Annotated in this window: 17 protein-coding genes and 1 pseudogene; 16 read left to right on the forward strand and 2 right to left on the reverse strand. The window is 48.7% G+C overall.

The window, feature by feature from the left end; genetic code table 11:
- Positions 1 to 83 precede the first annotated feature (83 nt).
- From DW761_RS09420 to DW761_RS09450, 7 genes and pseudogenes are all read left to right on the forward strand, one after another.
- A pseudogene (locus DW761_RS09420) lies at positions 84 to 167 on the forward strand (Maff2 family mobile element protein); the annotation flags it as partial.
- Positions 168 to 191: 24 nt separating this feature from the next.
- Positions 192 to 1,058, forward strand: coding sequence for a VirB6/TrbL-like conjugal transfer protein, CD1112 family (locus tag DW761_RS09425; protein WP_117517807.1), 867 nt, complete (start codon positions 192 to 194; stop codon positions 1,056 to 1,058).
- A gap of 17 nt (positions 1,059 to 1,075) precedes the next feature.
- On the forward strand, positions 1,076 to 1,510 hold the full coding sequence (locus tag DW761_RS09430; RefSeq protein WP_008791944.1) for a PrgI family protein: 435 nt from the start codon (positions 1,076 to 1,078) through the stop codon (positions 1,508 to 1,510).
- Positions 1,470 to 3,857 carry a VirB4-like conjugal transfer ATPase, CD1110 family gene (locus tag DW761_RS09435; protein WP_117517809.1) on the forward strand — a complete coding sequence of 796 codons (2,388 nt, stop codon included), beginning with the start codon at positions 1,470 to 1,472 and terminating at the stop codon, positions 3,855 to 3,857. The genes DW761_RS09430 and DW761_RS09435 overlap by 41 nt, the downstream gene beginning before the upstream one ends.
- 3 nt (positions 3,858 to 3,860) lie before the next feature.
- A complete protein-coding gene (locus DW761_RS09440) occupies positions 3,861 to 5,597 on the forward strand; it encodes a C40 family peptidase (protein ID WP_117517811.1) in 1,737 nt (578 codons plus the stop codon).
- Between the two features lie 14 nt (positions 5,598 to 5,611).
- Entirely contained in the window at positions 5,612 to 5,869 is a 258-nt protein-coding gene (locus DW761_RS09445) for a DUF4315 family protein (RefSeq protein WP_002304378.1), read from the forward strand.
- Entirely contained in the window at positions 5,859 to 6,935 is a 1,077-nt protein-coding gene (locus tag DW761_RS09450) for a CD1107 family mobile element protein (protein WP_117517813.1), read from the forward strand. The genes DW761_RS09445 and DW761_RS09450 overlap by 11 nt, the downstream gene beginning before the upstream one ends.
- Before the next feature lie 178 nt (positions 6,936 to 7,113).
- On the opposite strand, the gene DW761_RS09455 is transcribed toward DW761_RS09450, so the two are convergent.
- Complete coding sequence (locus DW761_RS09455) at positions 7,114 to 7,680, reverse strand: flavin reductase family protein (protein ID WP_117517815.1); 567 nt, start codon at positions 7,678 to 7,680, stop codon at positions 7,114 to 7,116.
- A gap of 120 nt (positions 7,681 to 7,800) precedes the next feature.
- Here DW761_RS09455 and DW761_RS09460 point away from each other — a divergent pair, with 120 nt between their 5' ends.
- The 5 genes from DW761_RS09460 (at position 7,801) to DW761_RS09480 (ending at position 11,972) form a co-directional block, all read left to right on the forward strand.
- Entirely contained in the window at positions 7,801 to 8,139 is a 339-nt protein-coding gene (locus tag DW761_RS09460) for a winged helix-turn-helix transcriptional regulator (protein WP_117517817.1), read from the forward strand.
- A 102-nt stretch (positions 8,140 to 8,241) separates the two neighbouring features.
- Positions 8,242 to 10,317, forward strand: a complete 2,076-nt coding sequence (locus tag DW761_RS09465; RefSeq protein ID WP_117517819.1) for a DNA topoisomerase 3 — start codon at positions 8,242 to 8,244, stop codon at positions 10,315 to 10,317.
- Positions 10,314 to 11,159: an LPD16 domain-containing protein gene (locus DW761_RS09470; RefSeq protein ID WP_117517821.1), complete on the forward strand. Its 846-nt coding sequence runs from the start codon at positions 10,314 to 10,316 to the stop codon at positions 11,157 to 11,159. Before DW761_RS09465 ends, DW761_RS09470 begins: the two co-directional genes overlap by 4 nt.
- A gap of 13 nt (positions 11,160 to 11,172) precedes the next feature.
- Positions 11,173 to 11,769, forward strand: a complete 597-nt coding sequence (locus tag DW761_RS09475; RefSeq protein WP_117517823.1) for a YodL domain-containing protein — start codon at positions 11,173 to 11,175, stop codon at positions 11,767 to 11,769.
- Positions 11,769 to 11,972 carry a transposon-transfer assisting family protein gene (locus DW761_RS09480; RefSeq protein WP_233513074.1) on the forward strand — a complete coding sequence of 68 codons (204 nt, stop codon included), beginning with the start codon at positions 11,769 to 11,771 and terminating at the stop codon, positions 11,970 to 11,972. Before DW761_RS09475 ends, DW761_RS09480 begins: the two co-directional genes overlap by 1 nt.
- Before the next feature lie 48 nt (positions 11,973 to 12,020).
- Here DW761_RS09480 and DW761_RS21410 read toward each other — a convergent pair whose 3' ends face one another.
- Entirely contained in the window at positions 12,021 to 12,614 is a 594-nt protein-coding gene (locus DW761_RS21410; RefSeq protein ID WP_233513075.1) for a hypothetical protein, read from the reverse strand.
- A 163-nt stretch (positions 12,615 to 12,777) separates the two neighbouring features.
- On the opposite strand from DW761_RS21410, the gene DW761_RS21415 reads away from it, so the two are divergent.
- The 4 genes from DW761_RS21415 to DW761_RS09495 all read left to right on the forward strand — a co-directional run bounded on the left by DW761_RS21415 (position 12,778) and on the right by DW761_RS09495 (position 21,128).
- Positions 12,778 to 13,116, forward strand: a complete 339-nt coding sequence (locus DW761_RS21415) for a TnpV protein (RefSeq protein WP_233513080.1) — start codon at positions 12,778 to 12,780, stop codon at positions 13,114 to 13,116.
- Positions 13,117 to 14,618: 1,502 nt separating this feature from the next.
- On the forward strand, positions 14,619 to 20,321 hold the full coding sequence (locus tag DW761_RS09485; protein WP_255412385.1) for an LPD11 domain-containing protein: 5,703 nt from the start codon (positions 14,619 to 14,621) through the stop codon (positions 20,319 to 20,321).
- Complete coding sequence (locus DW761_RS09490; protein ID WP_009257939.1) at positions 20,321 to 20,653, forward strand: plasmid mobilization protein; 333 nt, start codon at positions 20,321 to 20,323, stop codon at positions 20,651 to 20,653. The genes DW761_RS09485 and DW761_RS09490 overlap by 1 nt, the downstream gene beginning before the upstream one ends.
- A 157-nt stretch (positions 20,654 to 20,810) precedes the next feature.
- Complete coding sequence (locus DW761_RS09495; RefSeq protein ID WP_117517829.1) at positions 20,811 to 21,128, forward strand: hypothetical protein; 318 nt, start codon at positions 20,811 to 20,813, stop codon at positions 21,126 to 21,128.
- Positions 21,129 to 21,140: the final 12 nt, after the last annotated feature.

Genomic DNA, 21,140 nt, shown 5'->3' on the forward strand with positions numbered 1-21,140 from the left:
GCCGGGACGGTTCTCTTAAAAAATACCATATAGATTTTTTGTACGCCGCCGCCCGCCATCGAGCAGAGTTTTACACCTAATTGGGGATAAAACAGCTCATGGCTGGCGGCGGTGTTGCCCTCATCGGCACCACCCTTGTTCCTCTGCTCTCCGGACTGTTCGGTTAATCACAAACAAGGAGGTAATCGCCTTTGGACAGCATACTCCAACAGATCACAGACTGGCTGAAAGAAATGCTCGTTTCAGCCATTATGGGAAATCTGTCGGGGATGTTTGAGTCCGTCAACAACCAGGTTGGCGAGATAGCAACCTCCGTTGGCATGACCCCGGCGAATTTTTCGCCGGGTGTCTTTGCCATGGTACGAAACATCTCCGAGTCAGTGATTATCCCAATAGCAGGCTTGATTCTGACCTTCATTGCCTGTTATGAGTTAATTCAGATGATTATTGACCACAACAATCTGGCAAATTTTGAAACCTGGATCTTCTTCAAATGGGTGTTCAAGACTTTTGTTGCGGTCATGTTAATCACAAACACATTCAATATCACGATGGCTGTGTTCGATGTGGCACAGCACGTTATAAACGCAAGCGCCGGTATCATATCCGGAAATACTGCCATAGATGCTTCGGCATTGGAAACACTGGAAGAAACGCTGATGGCAATGGATTTGGGTCCTTTGCTTGGCTTGTTCCTACAATCCTTTATCGTACAGGTCACGATGTCCGCTTTGGCAATCATCATCTTTGTGATCGTCTACGGTCGAATGATTGAAATTTATCTGATGGTCAGCCTTGCCCCGATTCCGCTTTCCACCTTTGGAAACAGAGAGCAAAGCAATATCGGACAGAATTATCTGCGTTCGCTGTTTGCAATCGGATTTCAGGGATTCCTGATTATGATCTGCGTAGGCATTTATGCGGTGCTGATTCAGTCTATCGCATTCAGTGATGACATCATCGGCTCTATCTGGGGTGTTATGGGCTACACCGTCCTTTTGTGCTTCACCCTGTTTAAGACCGGTTCGCTTGCGAAGGGTGTATTCAGCGCTCACTAAGGGAAGGAGGAAATTGTTTGGCAGCGTATATTCCCGTACCTCGTGACCTGACGAGGGTAAAAACAAAAGTGTTCTTCAATCTGACGAAACGGCAGTTACTTTGCTTTGGTGCGGCGGCACTCATCGGAGTGCCGATTTTCTTTCTGGTGAAAGCAACCGGAAATGTGAGCCTTGCAGCACTGTCCATGATGATCGTCATGTTGCCGTTGTTCTTTCTGGCAATGTATGAAAAGGATGGTCAGCCGTTGGAGGTGGTTGTAGAACACTTCATTCAGACTAAATTCGTTCGTCCCAAGGTTCGCCCTTATCAGACGGACAACTATTATGACGCTTTGATGCGTCAGTACAAATTGGAAAAGGAGGTTGAACGAATTGTTTTTCAAAAAGAAGCCGCAGGCAAGAAACATCAAAATGCCTGCAAATCTGAATCGGAAGCAGCAGCGAGAAATTAAAGCTGTTGTGGAACAGGCAAAGAAGGACAACGGTATTCCGCAGACTGCACAGCAGTCCATTCCCTTTCAGAGAATGTTCCCGGATGGCATCTGCCGTGTCACCGACAGCTATTACACCAAGACCATTCAGTTTCAGGACATCAACTATCAGCTGGCACAGCAGGAAGATAAGACTGCCATCTTCGATGAGTGGTGCAGTTTCCTGAATTTCTTTGACAGCTCCATTCACTTCGAGCTTTCCTTTATGAACCTGAGTACCGATGCTGAGAGCTTTGAAAAGAGTATCCGTATCCCGTTCAAGAAGGACAGCTTCAATCCTGTCCGTGCCGAGTATAGCCAGATGCTGAAAAAGCAGTTGGCGCAGGGCAACAACGGCTTGACCAAAACCAAGTACCTGACATTCGGCATTGAAGCCGAATCCATGCGACAGGCAAAGCCGAGACTCAACCATATCGAAAACGATCTGCTCAATAACTTTCGTCGTTTGGGTGTCATTGCCACTACTATGAACGGCAAAGAGCGGCTGCATCTGATGCACTCCATGTTCCACATGGGCGATAACGATAAGTTCTTCTTCGATTGGAAGTATCTTGTGGAGTCCGGGCTGTCTGTAAAGGACTTCATTGCTCCGACGGCATTTGCCTTTAAGACCAATCGCACCTTCCAGATGGGCAGCATCTTCGGCTCGATGTCCTATCTGGCAATTACGGCATCAGACCTGTCTGACCGTATGCTGGCGGATTTTCTGGATATGGAATCCACGCAGATCGTGACCATGCACATCCAGTCGGTTGACCAGACTGCGGCGATTAAGACCATCAAGAGAACCATCACCGAGCTTGACCGTTCCAAAATCGAGGAACAGAAAAAGGCTGTGCGTTCCGGCTATGACATGGACATTATCCCGTCTGACCTTGCTACCTATGGCAAAGATGCGAAGTCGCTTCTGAAAGAATTGCAGAGCCAGAACGAGCGAATGTTCATGGTGACATTTCTGGTGCTGAACACCGGGCGCACCGAGCAGGAACTGGAGAACAACGTGTTCCAGGCGCAGAGCATCGCCCAGAAGCATAACTGCAATCTGCGTCGTTTGGATTTTCAGCAGGAATCCGGGCTAATGAGCAGCCTGCCTTTGGCACAAAATCTGATCGAGATTCGTCGTGGTCTGACTACCAGTTCCACGGCTATTTTTGTGCCTTTCACCACGCAAGAGCTGTTCCAGAATGGTGAGGAAACGCTCTATTACGGGCTGAATGCCCTGTCGAACAACCTGATCATGGTGGACAGAAAGAAGCTCAAGAACCCCAACGGACTGATTTTGGGTACTCCCGGTTCCGGTAAATCCTTTTCCGCAAAGCGTGAAATCACCAATGCGTTCCTGGTTACGGATGACGATATTATCATCTGCGACCCCGAAGCGGAATATGCGGCTCTGGTTCACAAGTTCAATGGTCAGGTGGTAAAAATCAGCTCCTCCAGTACCAACTATATCAACCCCATGGACATCAACCTGAACTACTCTGAGGATGACAATCCCGTAGCACTGAAAGCCGATTTTATCCTGTCCCTCTGTGAGTTGATTATGGGCAGTAAGGATGGCTTGCAGCCTATCGAAAAGACGGTTATCGACCGTTGTGTGCATCAGATCTATCAGAGATATTTCGACAATCCTGCACCTGAGAATATGCCGATCCTTGAGGATTTGTATAATGCCCTTCTGAAGCAGGACGAAAAGGAAGCTCATCATGTAGCGACCGCCTTGGAAATCTATGTTAAGGGTTCTCTGAAACTGTTTAACAACAGAACCAATGTGGATATTCAGAATCGTCTGGTGTGCTTCGACATTAAGGAGCTTGGCAATCAGCTGAAGAAAATCGGTATGCTGATCGTTCAGGACCAGGTCTGGGGGCGTGTAACTGCCAACCGTTCTGCCGGTAAATCGACCAGATATTATATTGACGAGTTTCATCTGCTTCTGAAGGAAGAACAGACGGCAACCTATTCCGTAGAAATCTGGAAGCGATTCCGTAAATGGGGCGGATTGCCGACCGGTATTACCCAGAATGTCAAAGACCTGCTTCGTTCCCCGGAGATTGCCAACATCCTCGAAAACTCTGATTTCATCTATATGCTGAATCAGGCAAGCGATGACCGAAGTATTCTGGCACAGCGGCTGAACATTTCGCCGCATCAGCTGTCCTATGTAACCAACTCCGGTGAGGGCGAAGGGCTTCTGTTCTATGGCAATGTGATTCTGCCGTTCATTGACCGTTTCCCGACCGATCTGGAACTGTATCGCATTATGACCACGAAGTTAAACGAGGTGGCACAGGAAAAGGAGGCGTAATGTATGGCGAAAAGACCTACACGACTCCGTTTTACCGAAGATGACCTTGCAGATTCTCATGTGAAGAAAGCTGCCGACCGTGCAGATAAGGCGGTTGATAAGGCTGAAAAAGCGGCAGACAAATTGGCTTCCAAAAAGGCAAAGCCGAAGCTAAAGCTGGAAACAGATGCAGCCGGTTCCCGTAAAGCAAAGCTCCGTTTTGAAAAAGCAGAGTTTACGGAAATCGAGCGCCCATCTGTGGCAAAGCACATGGCAAGCCGTGGTGCCGCAGTCACGCTCACATCCAAAGCACATCAGGCGGTGTCAGAATATGAGGATGATAATATCGGCGTTCAGGCTGTGCAGGAAACGACCAAGGCTGTTGAATCCACTGCCTATACCGTCGATCATGCCGTTTACAGCCACAAGCTGAAAGCCTACGACAAGGCAGAAAAGCTGGTGGAGAAATCAGATAAAGCAAATGTAAATGCCCTGTATGAGAAGTTCAAAAAGGACAACCCCGATGCCGGTTCCAACCCGTTCTCCCGTTGGCAACAGAAAAGGGCAATCAAGAAAGAATATGCTGCCGCCAAAGCCGGTAAGAATACCGCTTCGACAACGGCTTCTGCATCCAAGGGTGCAGGCAAGGCAACGGGCAAAGCAGCTCAGGGAGCCAAGAACATCACAGAGAAAGTAACGGAGTTCTGCACCACACACTCTAAAACGATTCTGTTTGTTTTGATTGGCGGACTGCTTTTTATGATCCTCTCAGGGATGTTCTCGTCTTGTTCGGCTATGTTCCAAGGCGGCACACAGATCATTCTGGGAACTTCTTTTACCGCAAAAGAGGAAGATATTATCGGTGCGGACAATGATTACAAGGCTTTGGAAGCTGCGCTCCGCAATGAAATCAATAATATCGAGCGTACTCATAGCGGATATGACGAGTACCGGTATGACCTTGATGAAATCAACCACAATCCTTACGAGCTTGCGGCATATCTGACGGTAAAATTCGAGGACTACACCAGAGATGAGGTGCAGGCCACCCTGCAATGGCTGTTTGAGCAACAATATGAGCTGACCCTCACAGAAGTAGTAGAGATTCGTACACGAACAACATCTTCTACTGATCCCGAAACGGGAGAGACAACAACAGAGGAAGAAGATTACGAATATTATATTCTGAAAGTGAAGCTCAGAAATAAGGGATTGAACAGCGTAATTTCAAATTCCGGATTGTCGGAAGATGATATGGAGCGATATAGAATTTTGCTTCAGACAAGGGGCAACAGACCGGATATTTTCGGAAATGACATTTACGCCACCCCTGGCGGCGAGTACACCGATTATGATATTCCGGGAGAAGCTCTGACGGACACAAGATTTGCCAACATGATTCGGGAAGCAGAGAAATATCTTGGATACCCGTATGTGTGGGGCGGCAGCAGCCCGTCCACCTCCTTTGACTGTTCCGGGTTTGTTTCCTATGTAATCAATCACTGCGGCAACGGTTGGAGTGTTGGACGATTGACCGCAAACGGTTTGATGGGCGTATGCGATATTATCCCCAAAAGCTCTGCCAAGCCGGGAGATTTGATTTTCTTCCAAGGCACTTATGATACCTCCGGCGCATCACACGTTGGTATCTATGTTGGCAATGGTATGATGATCCACTGCGGAAACCCGATTTCTTACGCTTCTATCGAATCGAATTACTGGCAACAGCATTTTTACTGCTTCGGCAGAATCAGAAACTAAAGGAGGGATGGCGATTGAGTGCCAAGTTAGACAGAATAGGTGCAGACCTTGAAAAAGCCCGTAAGAAGCGGGCAGAATGGGATGCTAAGGTGAAAGACCTGGAACGCAGATACCGTGAGGAGGAAAATTCCGAAATTCACGAAATGGTTCATGCTGCGAACCTGAATCCCGAACAGCTTTCCGAGCTGCTCCGTATGTTTGCAGCGGATATGGCTCCGAAGCCTGATACGATCAATACTATGAATGAGGAGGAAACGCAGAATGAGATTTAAGAGATTCAGTGCCATGTTGCTGGCACTTGCGATGTGCATGGGTGTGTTTTCGACAACGGTGTTTGCCTACTCCGATGAGAGTGCAACAACCACTACTACGGAAAAGGCAGAAACCGTGGAAACTGTCCCTGAAAAGACCGAAGATAAGACTTCCGAGGAACTTCCCTACACCGTGACCGTCAATGAGGATGGCACGGTGGTTTTCTCTTTCAATGGTAAGGAATGGACTTACGGTGCAGAGGAATCCGAGGATAATAACATGGGAACTGGCAAGGTGGTAACGAGCGGTTCCCGTTTGAATGTGCGTACCGGTGCAGGCATGAATTATGAAATCATCGACCAGCTCCGACCCGGCGAGGAAGTTGTGGTAGTCGGTGTTGAGGGTGACTGGTATCAGATCACTGTGCCCGAAAAGAACGGTTATGTTCACAGCGACTATCTGGAACTGATTGAAAAAGCCGAGCAGAACAGCGAAATGGATATGGCACTGCTTATGATGTTTATGAGTGCGTTCATGCAGAACACGGACACAAGCGAACCTGCCCTTACTCCTGACGGCAATCTGACTCTGGTTGACGATGTTGGTTCACCTACGAAAAGTGGAAAGCAATTCATTACTGCCGTTACCAAAAACGGAAACTACTTCTATATCATCATTGACCGTGATGATAAGGGCGAGGAAACCGTGCATTTTCTGAATCAGGTGGATGAAGCTGACCTGCTCAAGCTGATGGACGAGAAGGAAGTAGCAGAGTTCACCAAGCCGGTTGAGGAAACAAAGCCAGAAGTGGTTGAAACGGTTCCTGAAACTACAGAACCTACTCCAGAGGAAAAGCCGAAATCCACGAATATGCTTCCGGCGATTCTCACTCTGATTGTGCTCGCCTGTGGCGGCGGATTCTTCGTATTCAAGAAAGTCCAGGAAAAGAAGAAGGAACAGGAAGCGGCAAAGCCTGATCCGGATGCTGATTATGTGGACGATGACGAGGACTATGGGTACGATCCGGAGTTTGAGGACGATGATGCAGATAGCTCCGTCGATGAAGATGATAATGAACCTGTGTAAACAGGATAGGCTTGATGCCTGGGGCAGCCTTCGGGTTGCCTTTACATATAGAAGTAGTTTTTCAAAAACCGATGTGATATAATTTGTAGCATAGACAAAGTGACAAACCGGAATTTGTGAAATCCACATATTTTAAGAAGGAGCCTTCGCTTATGCGAAAGCTCCTTTTCTACACACCTTACTTTTTCAGCTTTAAGCCATCTCGGAATGCTTCGCCCACACGCTCGGTGACTTTATAATAGCCGTGGGTGTAGGGGTCAAATGCGATGGCGTTGACCTTAGACATATCAATTTTTCCATCCACCATAACGCTCTCATCGGCAGTGACATTGACCACCTTGCCGATGACGCCGCATCCGTATTCATTGTTCTGATACTCGATGAACCTGCACTCCAGGCAGATCGGGAACTCGTTGATGACAGGGGCATCTACGGTTTCTGCTTTGCTGGCGGTCAGACCGCTGCGGGCAAATTTATTGGCGACCTTATTGCCGGACTCTACGCCGAAATAGTCTGCTTCCACTATGTGGGCAGCATCGGCAATGCTGACGGTGAATGCTCCCCGTGCCTTGATGTTCTGTACGGTCTTGTGTGTCTCGGTGAGGTTCAGAACAACGGTGTCCCGCTCCTGCATGGTACCCCATGCGGCGTTCATGACATTCACGCTGCCGTCCTCGTTATAAGTCGCAACCATCAGAACCGGCATGGGGAAAATGCCTTCGGTGATTTTCAGTTTTGTTCTCATGATAACTTCTCCTTGTGATCAGATTGACAGGACTGTTCATCCTGCTTATAATTATAACCGAGTAAAACGGAAATTCAAGTACTGACTATTATGATAGGTACTATCTTAGGAGAAAGTGAAATGATAAAGAATTATATCGAGAACGCCAATTTTGAGGACACTGGCTTTGCCTACACGCTGTCACTGATTTCCGGCAAGCACAAGATGGTCATTCTCTACTGCCTGATGGAGTTTGAGACGGTGCGGTTCAATGAGCTGAAACGGTATCTGAAAACCATTTCCGACAAGACCCTCAGCACGAATCTCAAGGAGCTGGAAGCGGACAAATTGATCGTCCGCACCGAGTATCCGCAGATCCCGCCGAAGGTGGAATATACGCTTTCGGAACGAGGAAAATCGCTGATGACTGTGCTGGATCAGCTCTGCGTTTGGGGAGAGGAGAATCGACTGACAGAGTGACAACTTCCAGTTTGTAGAACTAAAACAGAATACAGTTCTTTACATAGCAGTCATGCACTACGGTGTGTGGCTGCTTATTTTTTGCGAAAGGAGCAGATGCAAATGAAATTAGTTTTGGCTGAAAAGCCCTCGGTTGCACAGAGCATTGCCAAAGTGTTAGGTGCTGCCAAGCGTGAGGATGGCTACTTAGAGGGAAACGGATATGTGGTCAGTTGGTGTGTAGGGCATTTGGTGGAGCTTGCACAGCCGGAAGCCTATGATGCGAAGTACAGCAAATGGGCTTATGCAGACCTGCCTATCTTCCCGATGAACTGGCAGTACGAGGTTTCTGTCGGTACGAAAAAACAGTTTGGGATTCTGAAAAAACTTATGGCCAGAGAAGATGTTGCGAGTCTTGTGTGTGCAACAGATGCCGGTCGTGAGGGCGAGCTGATCTTTCGATTGGTGTATCATAAAGCCGGGTGCAGAAAGCCGTTTGAGCGGCTTTGGATTTCTTCGATGGAAGATGTAGCAATCAGGGAGGGCTTTGAAAATCTCAGGTCTGGAGCTGAATATGATGCTTTGTATGAAGCAGCACTGTGTCGAGAGCGAGCCGACTGGATTGTTGGCATTAACGCTACTCGACTTTTTTCGACCCTTTACGGGCAGACCCTGAATGTTGGTCGTGTTATGACTCCTACCCTTGCTATGGCTGTCATGCGGGAAGCCGCCATTTCCGCATTCAAGCCCGAACCGTTCTACACGGTTCAGATTGGACTGGACGGGTTTATTGCATCAAGTGAACGCTACAAGAAAAAGTCCGAAGCTGAAACTATCTGCAACGGTTGTTCTGTAGCAATCGTCACCAAAGCAGAATGTAAGGAGAAAACAGAAAAGCCGCCTGCGCTCTATGACCTGACCAGTTTACAGAGAGAAGCCAACCGTGTGCTGGGTTACACGGCACAGCAGACCTTGGACTACACCCAGAACCTCTACGAAAAGAAACTGGTCACTTATCCCCGTACCGACAGCAGGTTCCTGACGGAAGATATGGCGCACAGCCTGCCCGACCTCGTAAAACTGGCTTTCCACACATTCTCCTCTCCGAGTGTGGATAACATACCTATTCATGCGGAGCAGGTTGTGAATAACAAAAAGGTCACAGACCACCATGCCATTATTCCGACCAGAGAATTGCAAAAATGCAATTTGAATGAACTTCCCAAAGGAGAACTTGCAATTTTGCAACTGATCTCGAATCGGTTGTGCGTAGCTATTGGCGATCCGCACCGATACGCAGAGACAGTTATTGAGCTGGACTGTGGCGGTACCGTGTTTTCAGCCAAAGGCAAAACTGTTGTGCAGGATGGATGGAAAGCTCTGGTTCAGAAAAATGATTCGACAAAATCCGACGAAAACGTGCAGACACTTCCTTCTGTTTCCGTTGGTGACGAAATGACCGTCAGCGGCACGGAAATCAAGGAAGGAAAAACTTCTCCCCCGAAACACTTTACCGAGGATACGCTGCTTTCTGCGATGGAAACTGCCGGTGCGGACGAAATGCCTGATGAGGTGGAGCGCAAAGGTTTGGGAACTCCTGCGACCCGTGCAGGTATCATTGAGAAGCTGGTTCGCATCGGTTTTTTGGAGCGTAAAGGCGATAAGAAAACCAAACACCTGATTCCGACTCACAAGGGTACGGCTCTGGTAACAGTCATGCCGGAACAGATTCAGTCCCCATCCATGACGGCGGATTGGGAGGAAAAATTGTTGCTCATTGAAAAAGGCGAATATGCCAGCGAGGACTTTATGGACGAGATCAAAGATGTGATTGCCGGTCTGATTCAGAACTATGAAGTGATCCGTGATTCTGAGGTTCTGATGTCGAAAGAAGCCAATTCTATCGGCAAATGCCCGCTCTGCGGCAGTGCTGTAGAGGACAAAGCCAAGGCGTTTTTCTGTTCCAACAGAGCTTGCAAATTTGCCCTCTGGAAAAACAATCGCTACTTTGCGAGCATCGGCAAGAGCATGACTTCTGCCACGGCACAGAAACTGCTTGGTTCCGGCAAGGTAAATCTCAAGAATTGCAAGTCCGAAAGGACGGGCAACACCTTTGATGCCACCGTGTTTATGGAGGTATCGGAAGATGGCAAAACGAAGTTCAGCATGGAATTTGATAATGGAGGAAAGCGCAAATGACGAATGAGTACAACCCGAATGGTAAGGAAATCCGATTTATCGACAGCCATTATAAGGATTTGTTTCATATCCCCGATGGTAGCTGTGTGCAAATTCACTACCCAGATGAAACGATTGTAAAGCCCTGCACGTTCATTGACGAGTATCATACGCAGATCGGATACAATGTGTTTCATATCTGCCAGTTTGCAGAGATTATGGAGCGCAACGGTGCAAGCTATATGGCGGAGCCTGAAATTATGGGCGATGAAGCCGCATGGAAGGTCGGAAAGGATAGAATCCTTGCGGTGCAGACCTGCGAAGATGGTTATGACTACACCCTGTTAGATGAAAACTATAACGAGATTGATGGCGGTCAGGTCGATAACCATGAACTGTCCATGATCGAAGTCCGCCGGGATATTCTGGAATCCTTTGGACTGGAGCGCCGGGAGCTGCGGGTGATGTTCTATGAAGATGTCATGGAGCAGGCTTTTGAAGTCGGCAGACAGGCGGTGGTGGTCAATGACCCTATCGCAGAGCTTGCTTTTAAGCTCGACCGTTTTGCAGAGAACTTCGACCCCTATGAATATATGGATCAGGTCGATGATGTGCAGGCGCATATCCAAGAAATCAAGGCAGATCTTGCTGCCGGTAATACGGCTCCGTATCGTGAGTTTCTGAATACAGCCATTGCAGAAGCCCGTGAGGAAACTGCGACTGAGGTTGCCAAAGTGCTGAAAAGTCAGCTGGATAAGATCGACTCTCCGAAGCGTGAGTCGGTCATGGAAAAACTGGCACAGGCCGCAGAGAAAACTGCGCCTGCCAGTCCCTCTCCCAAACGTAAAGAGCCTGAACGATAAGGAGGACACCGATATGAAAAACGAAAAATGGGATGATGTTCACGGAAATACCACCCCGGATGACAAAATGGTTGCTTTTCTGGAAAGCCCCACGGATTCTTATGCGATTCTTCAGCTGCGGGAAGATGTAGACGATAATATCCCGCTCATGTTTGCAAATTACAGCTACCTTCAAAAGAAAGAAATGGAGCCGGAGATTGACCGTTACGAGGTGGTCTATCATGGCTCCATTTCTATGTCCGAGGATGTGAATCGGCAGCTGGAAGATCTGTATGTGAAGTTCAATATTGACCACCCGAATGATTTCCGTGGTCACAGTATGTCGGTCAGCGACATCGTAGCCTTAAAGGTAGCCGGTGAGGTATCCTTTCACTATGTAGATTCTGTCGGGTTTCAGAAGCTGGAAAACTTTATGAAGTCCGAAAACTACCTGAAAAACGCAGAGATGGCAATGGAAGATGATTATGGGATGCTTGACGGTATCATCAATAACGGAAAAGCGCCTGGATTAGAGGAACGTCCTTCGGTGTTGGAGCAGTTAAAGGAAAAGTCCGTGCCGGATGTTTCCCATAAACCTCCCAAGAGCCACCCGGAAAGGGAGATTGAATGATGGATTTCACACAAGATGAGCGGAACATGATGATGCTTTACAGCCCTGGCACAAGGTCAGGGCTACGTGAAGCACTGACACTGATGAAGGAACAGCTTTCGGAGGACGAGTCAGAGCTTTTTGCTTTGGCAGACTCGGTTCTCCGTAAAGTTTCAGCCATGGACGATGCCGCCTTTGAGAAGCTGAACCTTTATCCGGATTGATAGGATTGGAGGGATACAATGAACGCAAAAGAGCGATTTTATTCCGGGTTAGCAAAAGAAACGATTGGGAAAATCACCTCGAACACAGATAACTGGACTTCGTTTTTGAGAACGATGTCCCGCAACTATGAGTTCACCTATCCGGAACAGGTGATGATCTATGCTCAGCGCCCCAATGCGACCTTTTGCAAGCCTTATGAGGACTGGAACGCTGAAAACTACCGCAGATATGTAAAGCGTGGTTCTACCGGTATTGCCCTGTTTGTGATGAACAGGGATAAACCGTATCTGCGCTATGTGTTTGATGTGGCGGATACCGGCGTTCGCCGTTCTTCCCCGGAACTGAAACCGTGGGAGGTGACGCCTGAAAACCGCTCCTATATCATGGAAGCGATGGAGCGTACCTTCGGTGTTGCCGCTGACGGGGTGCTGGAAGCACAGCTTGAAGATATTGCATCTGCACTGGCGGCTGAGTATTGGGACGATTACAAAAAGCAGTTTCTCGACATCGTTGCCAACAGCTTCCTTGAGGAGTATGATGAACTCAACATCGAAGTAGCTTTCAAAAATGCGGTGGCAAACAGCGTATCCTATACGATGTATTGCCGGTTCGTGGAAAGTCCCGATAACTACTTCGAGCATGAGGATTTCCAGAAGGTGTTTGATTTTAACACCAGACAGACGGTAAATGCCCTTGGCACTGCGGTGAATGCCATCAGTACAAGGATGTTTCAGGAAATCGAAAAAGCGATTGGAGAACATGAGCAGATTAAAGCTACCGAAAGGAGTGCAGATTATGAGCGAGATGACTTACAGACAGGTCGGAGATTATCAGATTCCGAACCTTCAGTTGGAGAACGAGGGAGAGAAAACTCTGGGCAAGTACGGCAGGATGCGTCGAGCATTTTTGGAGCAGAACAATCCGATGCTCCTGAACGACATGATTCTGACGGAGAGCCTGTTCCCGCACCTGTGGGAGATCGAGGAAACGGCGAAAGCCAGAGTAGAGTTTCTGATGGAGCAGTACCTGAAGGACAGCCCCGCACCGGACAAAGAAACGCAGCAGATGGCGTGGGTGCAGCACATGAACAGCCTGAAAGCACAGGCGGAGGAAGTCGTGATGACGGAGCTTATCAACAGCTGAGTCTGAACCTTTTTCTCTCCGAAAATGAACAAATCAGTTTTATCGACCGAGCAGAGAGCTTTACGCCCTCTGCTTTTTCTTTTGCCCAGGAAGAAATCGACCATTTCCTTCTGCTTGGCAGCAATACCGATGAAGCCCGAAAAGTCGTAGCACTGGAATATATGAAGCAGAAGCCGCTGGAAGAAATCGTTCAGACCTTAAAGCAGGTCTATCACGGCGGTTATGGTCTGAAAGAAGATAGTGGGAATATCTGTGCGTGGTATGCCGAGGACGGTATCCACCTTGCCAAGGGTTCCTCTGCCATTGACAGCCCCAGAGCGCAGATCGTTTCTTGGGAAACGGTTGCCGAGCGTATTGGAGAACTTCTTGAAAATGGTCAGTTCGCAACCAATGTGGAACTGGTAGAAGCACCCGGATATGAGCGTCAGAAGCTGTCAGAATCCCTGTGGCATCTTTATCACGATTTGAGTGAAGAAGCCCGTGCCGGCAACTATCTGGCAATTCTCCGTCAGGAACCGTTTCGTGGTTTCCCTGATGAAACCGCAGACTTGGCTGAAAAGTTGGACGACCCCCGTTTCCACGCAACCTTGGTGCAGCAATATTCGGAATTTAGAAAAGCCCTTGCGGATAACCCGGATCTGCTTCGTTTTCACTATCACAAGCTGAATCTCATCCAGAAACAGCTGTATGAGCTGAATCTGCCTTTGCGTGAGTATCAGACCGATATGATGCAGATGCCCCTTGTCCGCCAGTTCATTACGGATGATGAAGTCAATGCAGACTTGACCCGTGGAAGCGGCTTTTCCGGTGGTAAAGCCCGTATTTATAACTACTGGCAGGAGAATCATTCTGCCAAGGAAAAGATGGACTTCCTGAAGCATGAATACGGAACCGGTGGTCATTCCCATGCCTGCTCCGGTGCAACGCACAGCGGTCAGGATCACGATGCCAAGGGTATTGCTTACACCAAGAGCGGCTGCGATAAATTGCAGATGTCCTGGGCGCAGGTGGTGCAGAGAATTGACGGTCTGATGCGAAAGGGACGCTACCTTAGCCCGGAGGAAGAAGCGGAACGACAGGCTATCGAAGAAGCTAAAACTGATCCGTTGGGAGATGTTTATGACCGTTTTGCAGTGATTGATACCGAGGATGGCGAGTATGCAATCTGGGATAATCAGACCGATGACTACTATGTAGACCCGGAAGGTGTTACGGAATATTTCACGGATGAATGGCTTGCCAACGACTATCTGGAAGAAGTTCGGCAGTCCGTAGCAGCGATAGATTCGGTTCAGCCTGAAACACCTGCTACCGAGCCTGACGAAGTTGTGGAAGCCCCTGTTTCCGAAGAACCAACATGGAACTATCAGGTCGGTGACACGGTATATTTGGACGATACAGCTTTCCGTGTGGAGCAGATTACGGACAGAGAGGTTCAGCTGCGTGACCCTACCCTTGCCTATCCGATCTTCCGTGCCGAGAATCGTGAAAACTTCGAGCGTATGCTCTCTCAGGACGAGAGAAACCATGCGGTAAGGGTTGATGCCCAAACCGAAGAAAAGCCCGTTACAGAAGAATTTCTGGGCGAAGCCGAACCGAGGGACTACACCCCTGAGTATCAGCTGTTAGACCGTCTGCGTATGGATTGCGAATACTTCCTTGGTGCAGGACAGCACAGCGAAAAGCATCTGTGGGCAGGCAACCCCCATGCACAGATTGCCAAGATGCGTGAGCTGTATGAAATGATTCCCGACAAACCGGAATGGCTGACACCTGAGATGATTAACAGCTACGAGGAGCGCATGGCTCCCCGCTATCTGGTTGCCGCCTACCATCACTTTGAAAACGGCTTCGATGATAAGCTGGACTACTACACTTTGGAGGAAGCGGAAAAAGCTGCCCAGGGCTATGTGGACGGAACCATGGAGGATGACGGATTCAAGTACGATGGTGCTGCCGTTTACGATCAGCAGGAGCATAAGTGCATCCGTATCTATGGGTACTACCCTGACGAAAAGGCACACGCACAGGTCAGAGCCAGTGCGGAACCCGAACAGCGGGAGCCGGAACACTTCATCGACCATTTTTATGTTGCCGAGGACATTCAGAAGCGTGGTGCGCTGGACATCAAGGAATACAGTTCTTTTGATGATGCCCTGCGAGCCTACTATGCACTTCCTGACACGCAGAGAAAAGCCCTGGGTGCAATGAATACCAGAGATCTGCCGGGGAGTCTGGACTTCGTACAGTGCGTGGATGGCAGGGATACTATTATTCAGGACTATGCCAAGGTGGACGGATGGCAGAATGCCGAAGTCATGGACATTATCGCTCAGCTTGAGCAGTCCATCACCACCAGAGAAATTCCCCCCGTTCCTGCGGTGAACTTCCACATCACAGATGACAACATCGGTGAAGGTGGACCGAAGCAGAAATTCGCAAGAAACATCGCAGCCATTGAAACCCTGTTCAAACTGGAAAGCGAGAACAGGAACGCCACTACCGAAGAACAGGAGATTTTGTCGAATTATGTCGGTTGGGGCGGTCTGGCAGATGTCTTTGACCCGGACAAGGGAAATTGGGCGCAGGAGTATCAGACACTGAAAAACCTGCTTTCCGAGGATGAATATGCTGCGGCAAGAGCTTCCACCCTGAATGCACATTACACCAGTCCTACGGTCATTCGCTCCATCTATGATGCGGTCGGACAAATGGGCTTTGAAACGGGAAATATTCTGGAGCCTGCTATGGGTGTCGGCAACTTCTTTGGTATGCTTCCACCTGAAATGCAGAGCAGTCGCTTGTATGGTGTGGAACTGGATTCCATCACCGGCAGAATTGCTCAGAAGCTCTATCCCAATGCAGAAATCAAAGTGGCCGGTTTTGAAACGACAGACCGCAGAGACTTCTACGATCTGGCTGTGGGCAATGTCCCTTTCGGTAACTACAAAGTATCCGACAAGCCGTATGACAAGCTGGGATTCTCCATCCACAACTATTTCTTTGCCAAGGCTTTGGATCAGATTCGTCCCGGTGGTGTGGTCGCTTTTGTGACAAGCCGTTACACCATGGATTCCAAGAACTCTGACGCAAGGCGATATGTGGCGCAGAGGGCGGAACTGCTTGGTGCAATCCGTCTGCCAAATGATGCCTTTAAGAAAAACGCAGGCACGGAAGTTGTGTCCGACATTCTGTTCCTGCAAAAGCGTGACCATCCGATTGACATCGTTCCGGAATGGGTAAACCTTGACCGCACCGAAGAAGGACACACCATGAACAGCTACTTTGTCGCTCATCCTGAAATGGTTCTGGGCGATACGGTGGAAGAAAGTACCGCCTACGGTATGGACATTACGGTGCGTCCGATTGAGGGCATGGAACTGTCCGAACTTCTGAAAGAAGCAGTTTCCCACATCCAAGGAACCTATCAGGCTGTGGAGCTTCCCGAAGCTGACAAGGGTAAGGAAATCGAAACCATTCCTGCAACCCCGGATGTAAAGAATTTCTCTTATACCGTGGTGGATGGCAATGTGTACTTCCGTGAAAACTCCCTGATGCGCCGTGTAGACCTGAATGAGAAAGCAAAAGACCGTGTGATGGGCATGGTGGAACTTCGTGGTATCGTCAACGAGCTGATCGAATATCAGCTTGAGGATTACCCGGATGAAATGATTACTCAGAAACAGGCAGAACTGAATGATGCCTACGATGCGTTTGCCGCAAAGAACGGGCTTATCAATAATCGAGCCAATGGTCAGGCATTTGCTGACGATTCCTCCTACTATCTCCTGTGTTCTCTGGAAAATGTGGATGAGGACGGCAATCTGAAAAGCAAGGCGGATATGTTCACCAAGCGAACCATCAAGCCGGAACGCAGAGTGACGAGCGTGGATACGCCGTCCGAAGCTCTGGCAATCTCCATCGGTGAGCGTGGCAAGGTGGATTTGCCGTTTATGGCACAGCTGCTTGGAACACCCGGAGAATACGATGCGATTCAGGCAGAGCTTCGAGGGGTGATCTTCAAAGACCCGATGGCTCCCGATGAGGTGGAAGTTGGATGGCAGACTGCCGATGATTACCTTTCCGGTGATGTAAGAAGCAAGCTGCGTGTCGCACAGATGGCGGCAGACAGGGATTCTTCCTTCCGCATCAATGTAGAAGCCTTGCAGAAAGCACAGCCGAAGGACTTGGATGCGTCCGAGATTGATGTGCGTTTGGGTGCAACATGGATTGATGCTGATTATATTCAGCAGTTCATGGAGGACACCTTTGAAACCCCGTATTACCTGCGCCGTTCCATTGAGGTCAAGTTCTCCGAGCTGACCGCAGAGTGGCGCATCAACGGTAAGAGTTCTCCAAACTACAACGATGTGGCGGCGTATGTCACTTACGGTACAGAGCGAGCCAACGCATATCGGATTCTGGAGGAAACGCTGAATCTGAAAGATATTCGTATCTATGATACGATTGAAGATGCAGATGGTAAGCAGAAGCGTGTCCTCAATAAAAAAGAAACTACCCTGGCACAGCAGAAACAGCAGGCAATCAAGGATGCGTTCCGAGATTGGATTTGGAGAGATCCCCACAGACGAGAAACCCTTTCCACCAAGTACAACGAACTTTTTAACTCCACCAGACCTCGTGAGTATGATGGCTCTCATATCCGTTTCGGCGGCATGAACCCGGATATTACCCTCCGTGAACACCAGAGAAATGCTATCGCTCATGTGCTTTATGGTGGAAATACGCTGCTTGCACACGAAGTTGGTGCGGGCAAGACCTTCGAGATGGCTGCATCGGCTATGGAGAGTAAGCGGCTTGGATTGAGCCAGAAATCCCTGTTCGTTGTGCCGAATCATCTGACTTTACAGTGGGCAAATGAGTTTCTGCACCTCTATCCGAGTGCCAAGCTCCTTGTTGCTACCAAGAAGGATTTTGAAACAGCAAACCGCAAGAAGTTCTGCGCTCGTATCGCAACGGGTGACTATGATGCAGTCATCATCGGTCACAGCCAGTTTGAAAAAATCCCGCTTTCTGCTGAACGACAGGAACGGCAGCTGCGGGAGCAGATTGATGAGATTGAGGGTGCGATTGCGGAGCTGAAATGGCAGCGTGGCGAAAACTTCACGATCAAGCAGATGGAGAAAACACGAAAATCACTGGAAGCCAGACTGGACAAGCTCCTTGCCGCCGACAAGAAGGATGATGTTATTACCTTTGAGCAGTTGGGTGTAGACCGGCTGTTTGTGGACGAGAGCCATGCGTTCAAGAATTTGTTCCTCTACACAAAAATGCGAAATGTGGCAGGTCTGTCCACCTCCGAAGCCCAGAAATCTTCGGATATGTTTATGAAGTGCCGCTATATGGATGAGCTGACCGGCGGGCGTGGTGTGATCTTTGCGACCGGTACTCCCGTAAGTAACTCGATGACCGAGCTTTATACGGTCATGCGCTATCTCCAGTACAGTACGCTCCAGCAAAAGAACCTGACCCATTTTGATTCCTGGGCATCGACCTTCGGAGAAACGACGACAGCGATTGAGCTTGCACCGGAAGGAACCGGTTATCGTGCCAGAACCCGATTCGCAAAGTTCTTCAACCTGCCTGAGCTGATGAATATGTTCAAGGAGGTTGCCGACATCAAGACCTCTGACCAGTTGCATCTCCCTGTTCCCGAAGCAAAGTTTGAAACGGTTGTGGTTCAGCCCTCTGCGTACCAGAAGGATATGGTGGCTTCCCTTTCAGAGAGCGCGGCGGATGTTCATGCCGGTATCGTTGACCCGTCCGTCGATAATATGCTCAAAATTACCAGCGATGGGCGAAAATTGGGATTGGATCAGCGGCTGATGAACCCTCTGTTACCCGATGACCCTGACAGCAAGCTCAATGCCTGCGTAGGAAATATCCTGCGCATTTGGCAGGACGGTCAGGCTGATAAATTGACCCAGTTGGTGTTCTGCGACCTCAGCACACCGAAAAATGACGGAACCTTTAATGTCTATGATGATGTCAAAACCAAGCTAATTGCTAACGGTGTGCCAGCGGAAGAAGTTGCCTTTATCCATGATGCAGATACCGAAGCGAAGAAAAAAGACCTCTTTGCCAAGGTTCGTACCGGGCAGGTGCGAGTGCTACTTGGAAGTACGCAAAAGATGGGCGCAGGAACCAACGTCCAGGACAAACTGGTGGCAGTTCACCACCTGGATGTGGGCTGGCGTCCGTCTGATATGACACAGAGAAACGGTCGTATCATCCGTCAGGGCAACCGGAACAAAGAGGTTCAGGTGTACCAGTATGTGACCGAGGGAACCTTCGATGCTTACCTGTATCAGACCTTGGAAAACAAGCAGAAGTTTATTTCTCAGATTATGACCTCCAAATCGCCGGTTCGCTCCTGTGACGATGTGGACGAGCAGGCGCTGTCCTATGCGGAGATCAAGGCACTGTGTGCCGGCAATCCGCTTATCAAGGAAAAGATGGACTTGGACATTGATGTGGCAAGGCTGAAGGTGCTGAAAGCTGACCACCAGAGCCAGCAGTACCGCATGGAAGATAAGCTCCTGAAATACTTCCCGGCTGAGATTGAAAAGCAGACAGGCTATATTCATGGCTTTGAAGCTGATATTAAAACCGTGGAAGCACACCCGCAGATTGCCGATAGTTTTTGCAGCATGGAAATTAGGGGCAAAGCCTACACCGAAAAGGCTGATGCCGGTGAAATCCTCCTTGCGGCTTGCAAGGATACGAAAAGCGCCGATCCGGTTCCACTTGGCAGTTACCGTGGCTTTCAGATGGAGCTTTCGTTTGACAGCTTCCGGAACGAGTTTGATGTGACTCTAAAGGGCGCTGTGAGCCACAAAGTAGCCCTTGGCACGGATGCACGAGGAAATATCACCCGATTGGACAATGCCCTTGCAGGCATTCCTGAGCGCTTAGAACGAGCCAATGAACAGCTGAATAATCTCTACAATCAGCAGGAAGCAGCCAAGGCGGAGGTTGGAAAACCGTTCCCGCAGGAAGCAGAACTGACAGCAAAAAGTCAGCGACTGGCAGAATTGGATGCAGCCCTGAATATGGAGGACTCTGCGGAAAAATGTGACGAAAGAAGCGAGTCAGAGCGTCCTTCTGTGTTGGCTGATCTGAAATCCAAGGCGGAACATATCCCGCCTGCAAAATACTCTGAAACCCGTGAGGAGGTGTTGTAATGGCAAAGCGAGACCAGGATGTTCATTTCCTTGCATCCAAGGAGGAAGTCGAGCGAATCCATGAGAAGATGGATGAGCTTGGCATCCGCAGCATGGGAGCCTATCTGCGGAAAATGGCTCTGGATGGGTATTGCATCAGACTGGATTTGCAGGATGTGAAAGCCCTGGTTTCGCTCCTGCGAATCTGCTCCAACAACCTGAACCAGTACGCCAAACGAGCGAACGAAACAGGCAGCATCTATCATGCCGACATTGAGGATTTGCAAAAACGGCTGGAGGAAATCTGGACGGACATGAGAGAAGTTCTTGTTCGCCTGTCCTCGATCCAATAATCCGACAACTTGTCGGGAAGTCGCAGCTGCGGTTGCGGCTTTTACATAAGGGAATGTTCTTTCGTTGGTTGAAATATTCACATTGATACACTACAATGTTATTGAAGAAATACATTGGAAAACAGATTAACAAATCGGGATTTGAAAGGATGATGATATGATGGATAAATTAAAAAAGAACCTGGTTTTCTACCTACTGTTGCTGATAGATTTTTATATCGTTCCTTGGTTTATAAAAGACACAGGAAGTGCAATGATTGTTATGTTAGTAATTATTCCTCTAATATGTTTAATAACCTCTGTTTTTTATGGGATTAGGAATGGTTTTAACTTCTGGTATATTTTGATTGTAGCAATAATGTTTGCGCCATCTATATTTATATTTTATAACTCAAGTGCATGGGTTTATGTAGTTGGATATGCTGTTATTGCATTATTGGGAAATTTAATAGCATTGCCATTAAGAAAAAGATAACTTCAAGTTTGT

This window comes from Absiella sp. AM29-15, assembly GCF_003434225.1.
Classification (GTDB): Bacteria; Bacillota_I; Bacilli_A; order Erysipelotrichales; family Erysipelotrichaceae; genus Hoskinsella; species Hoskinsella hominis.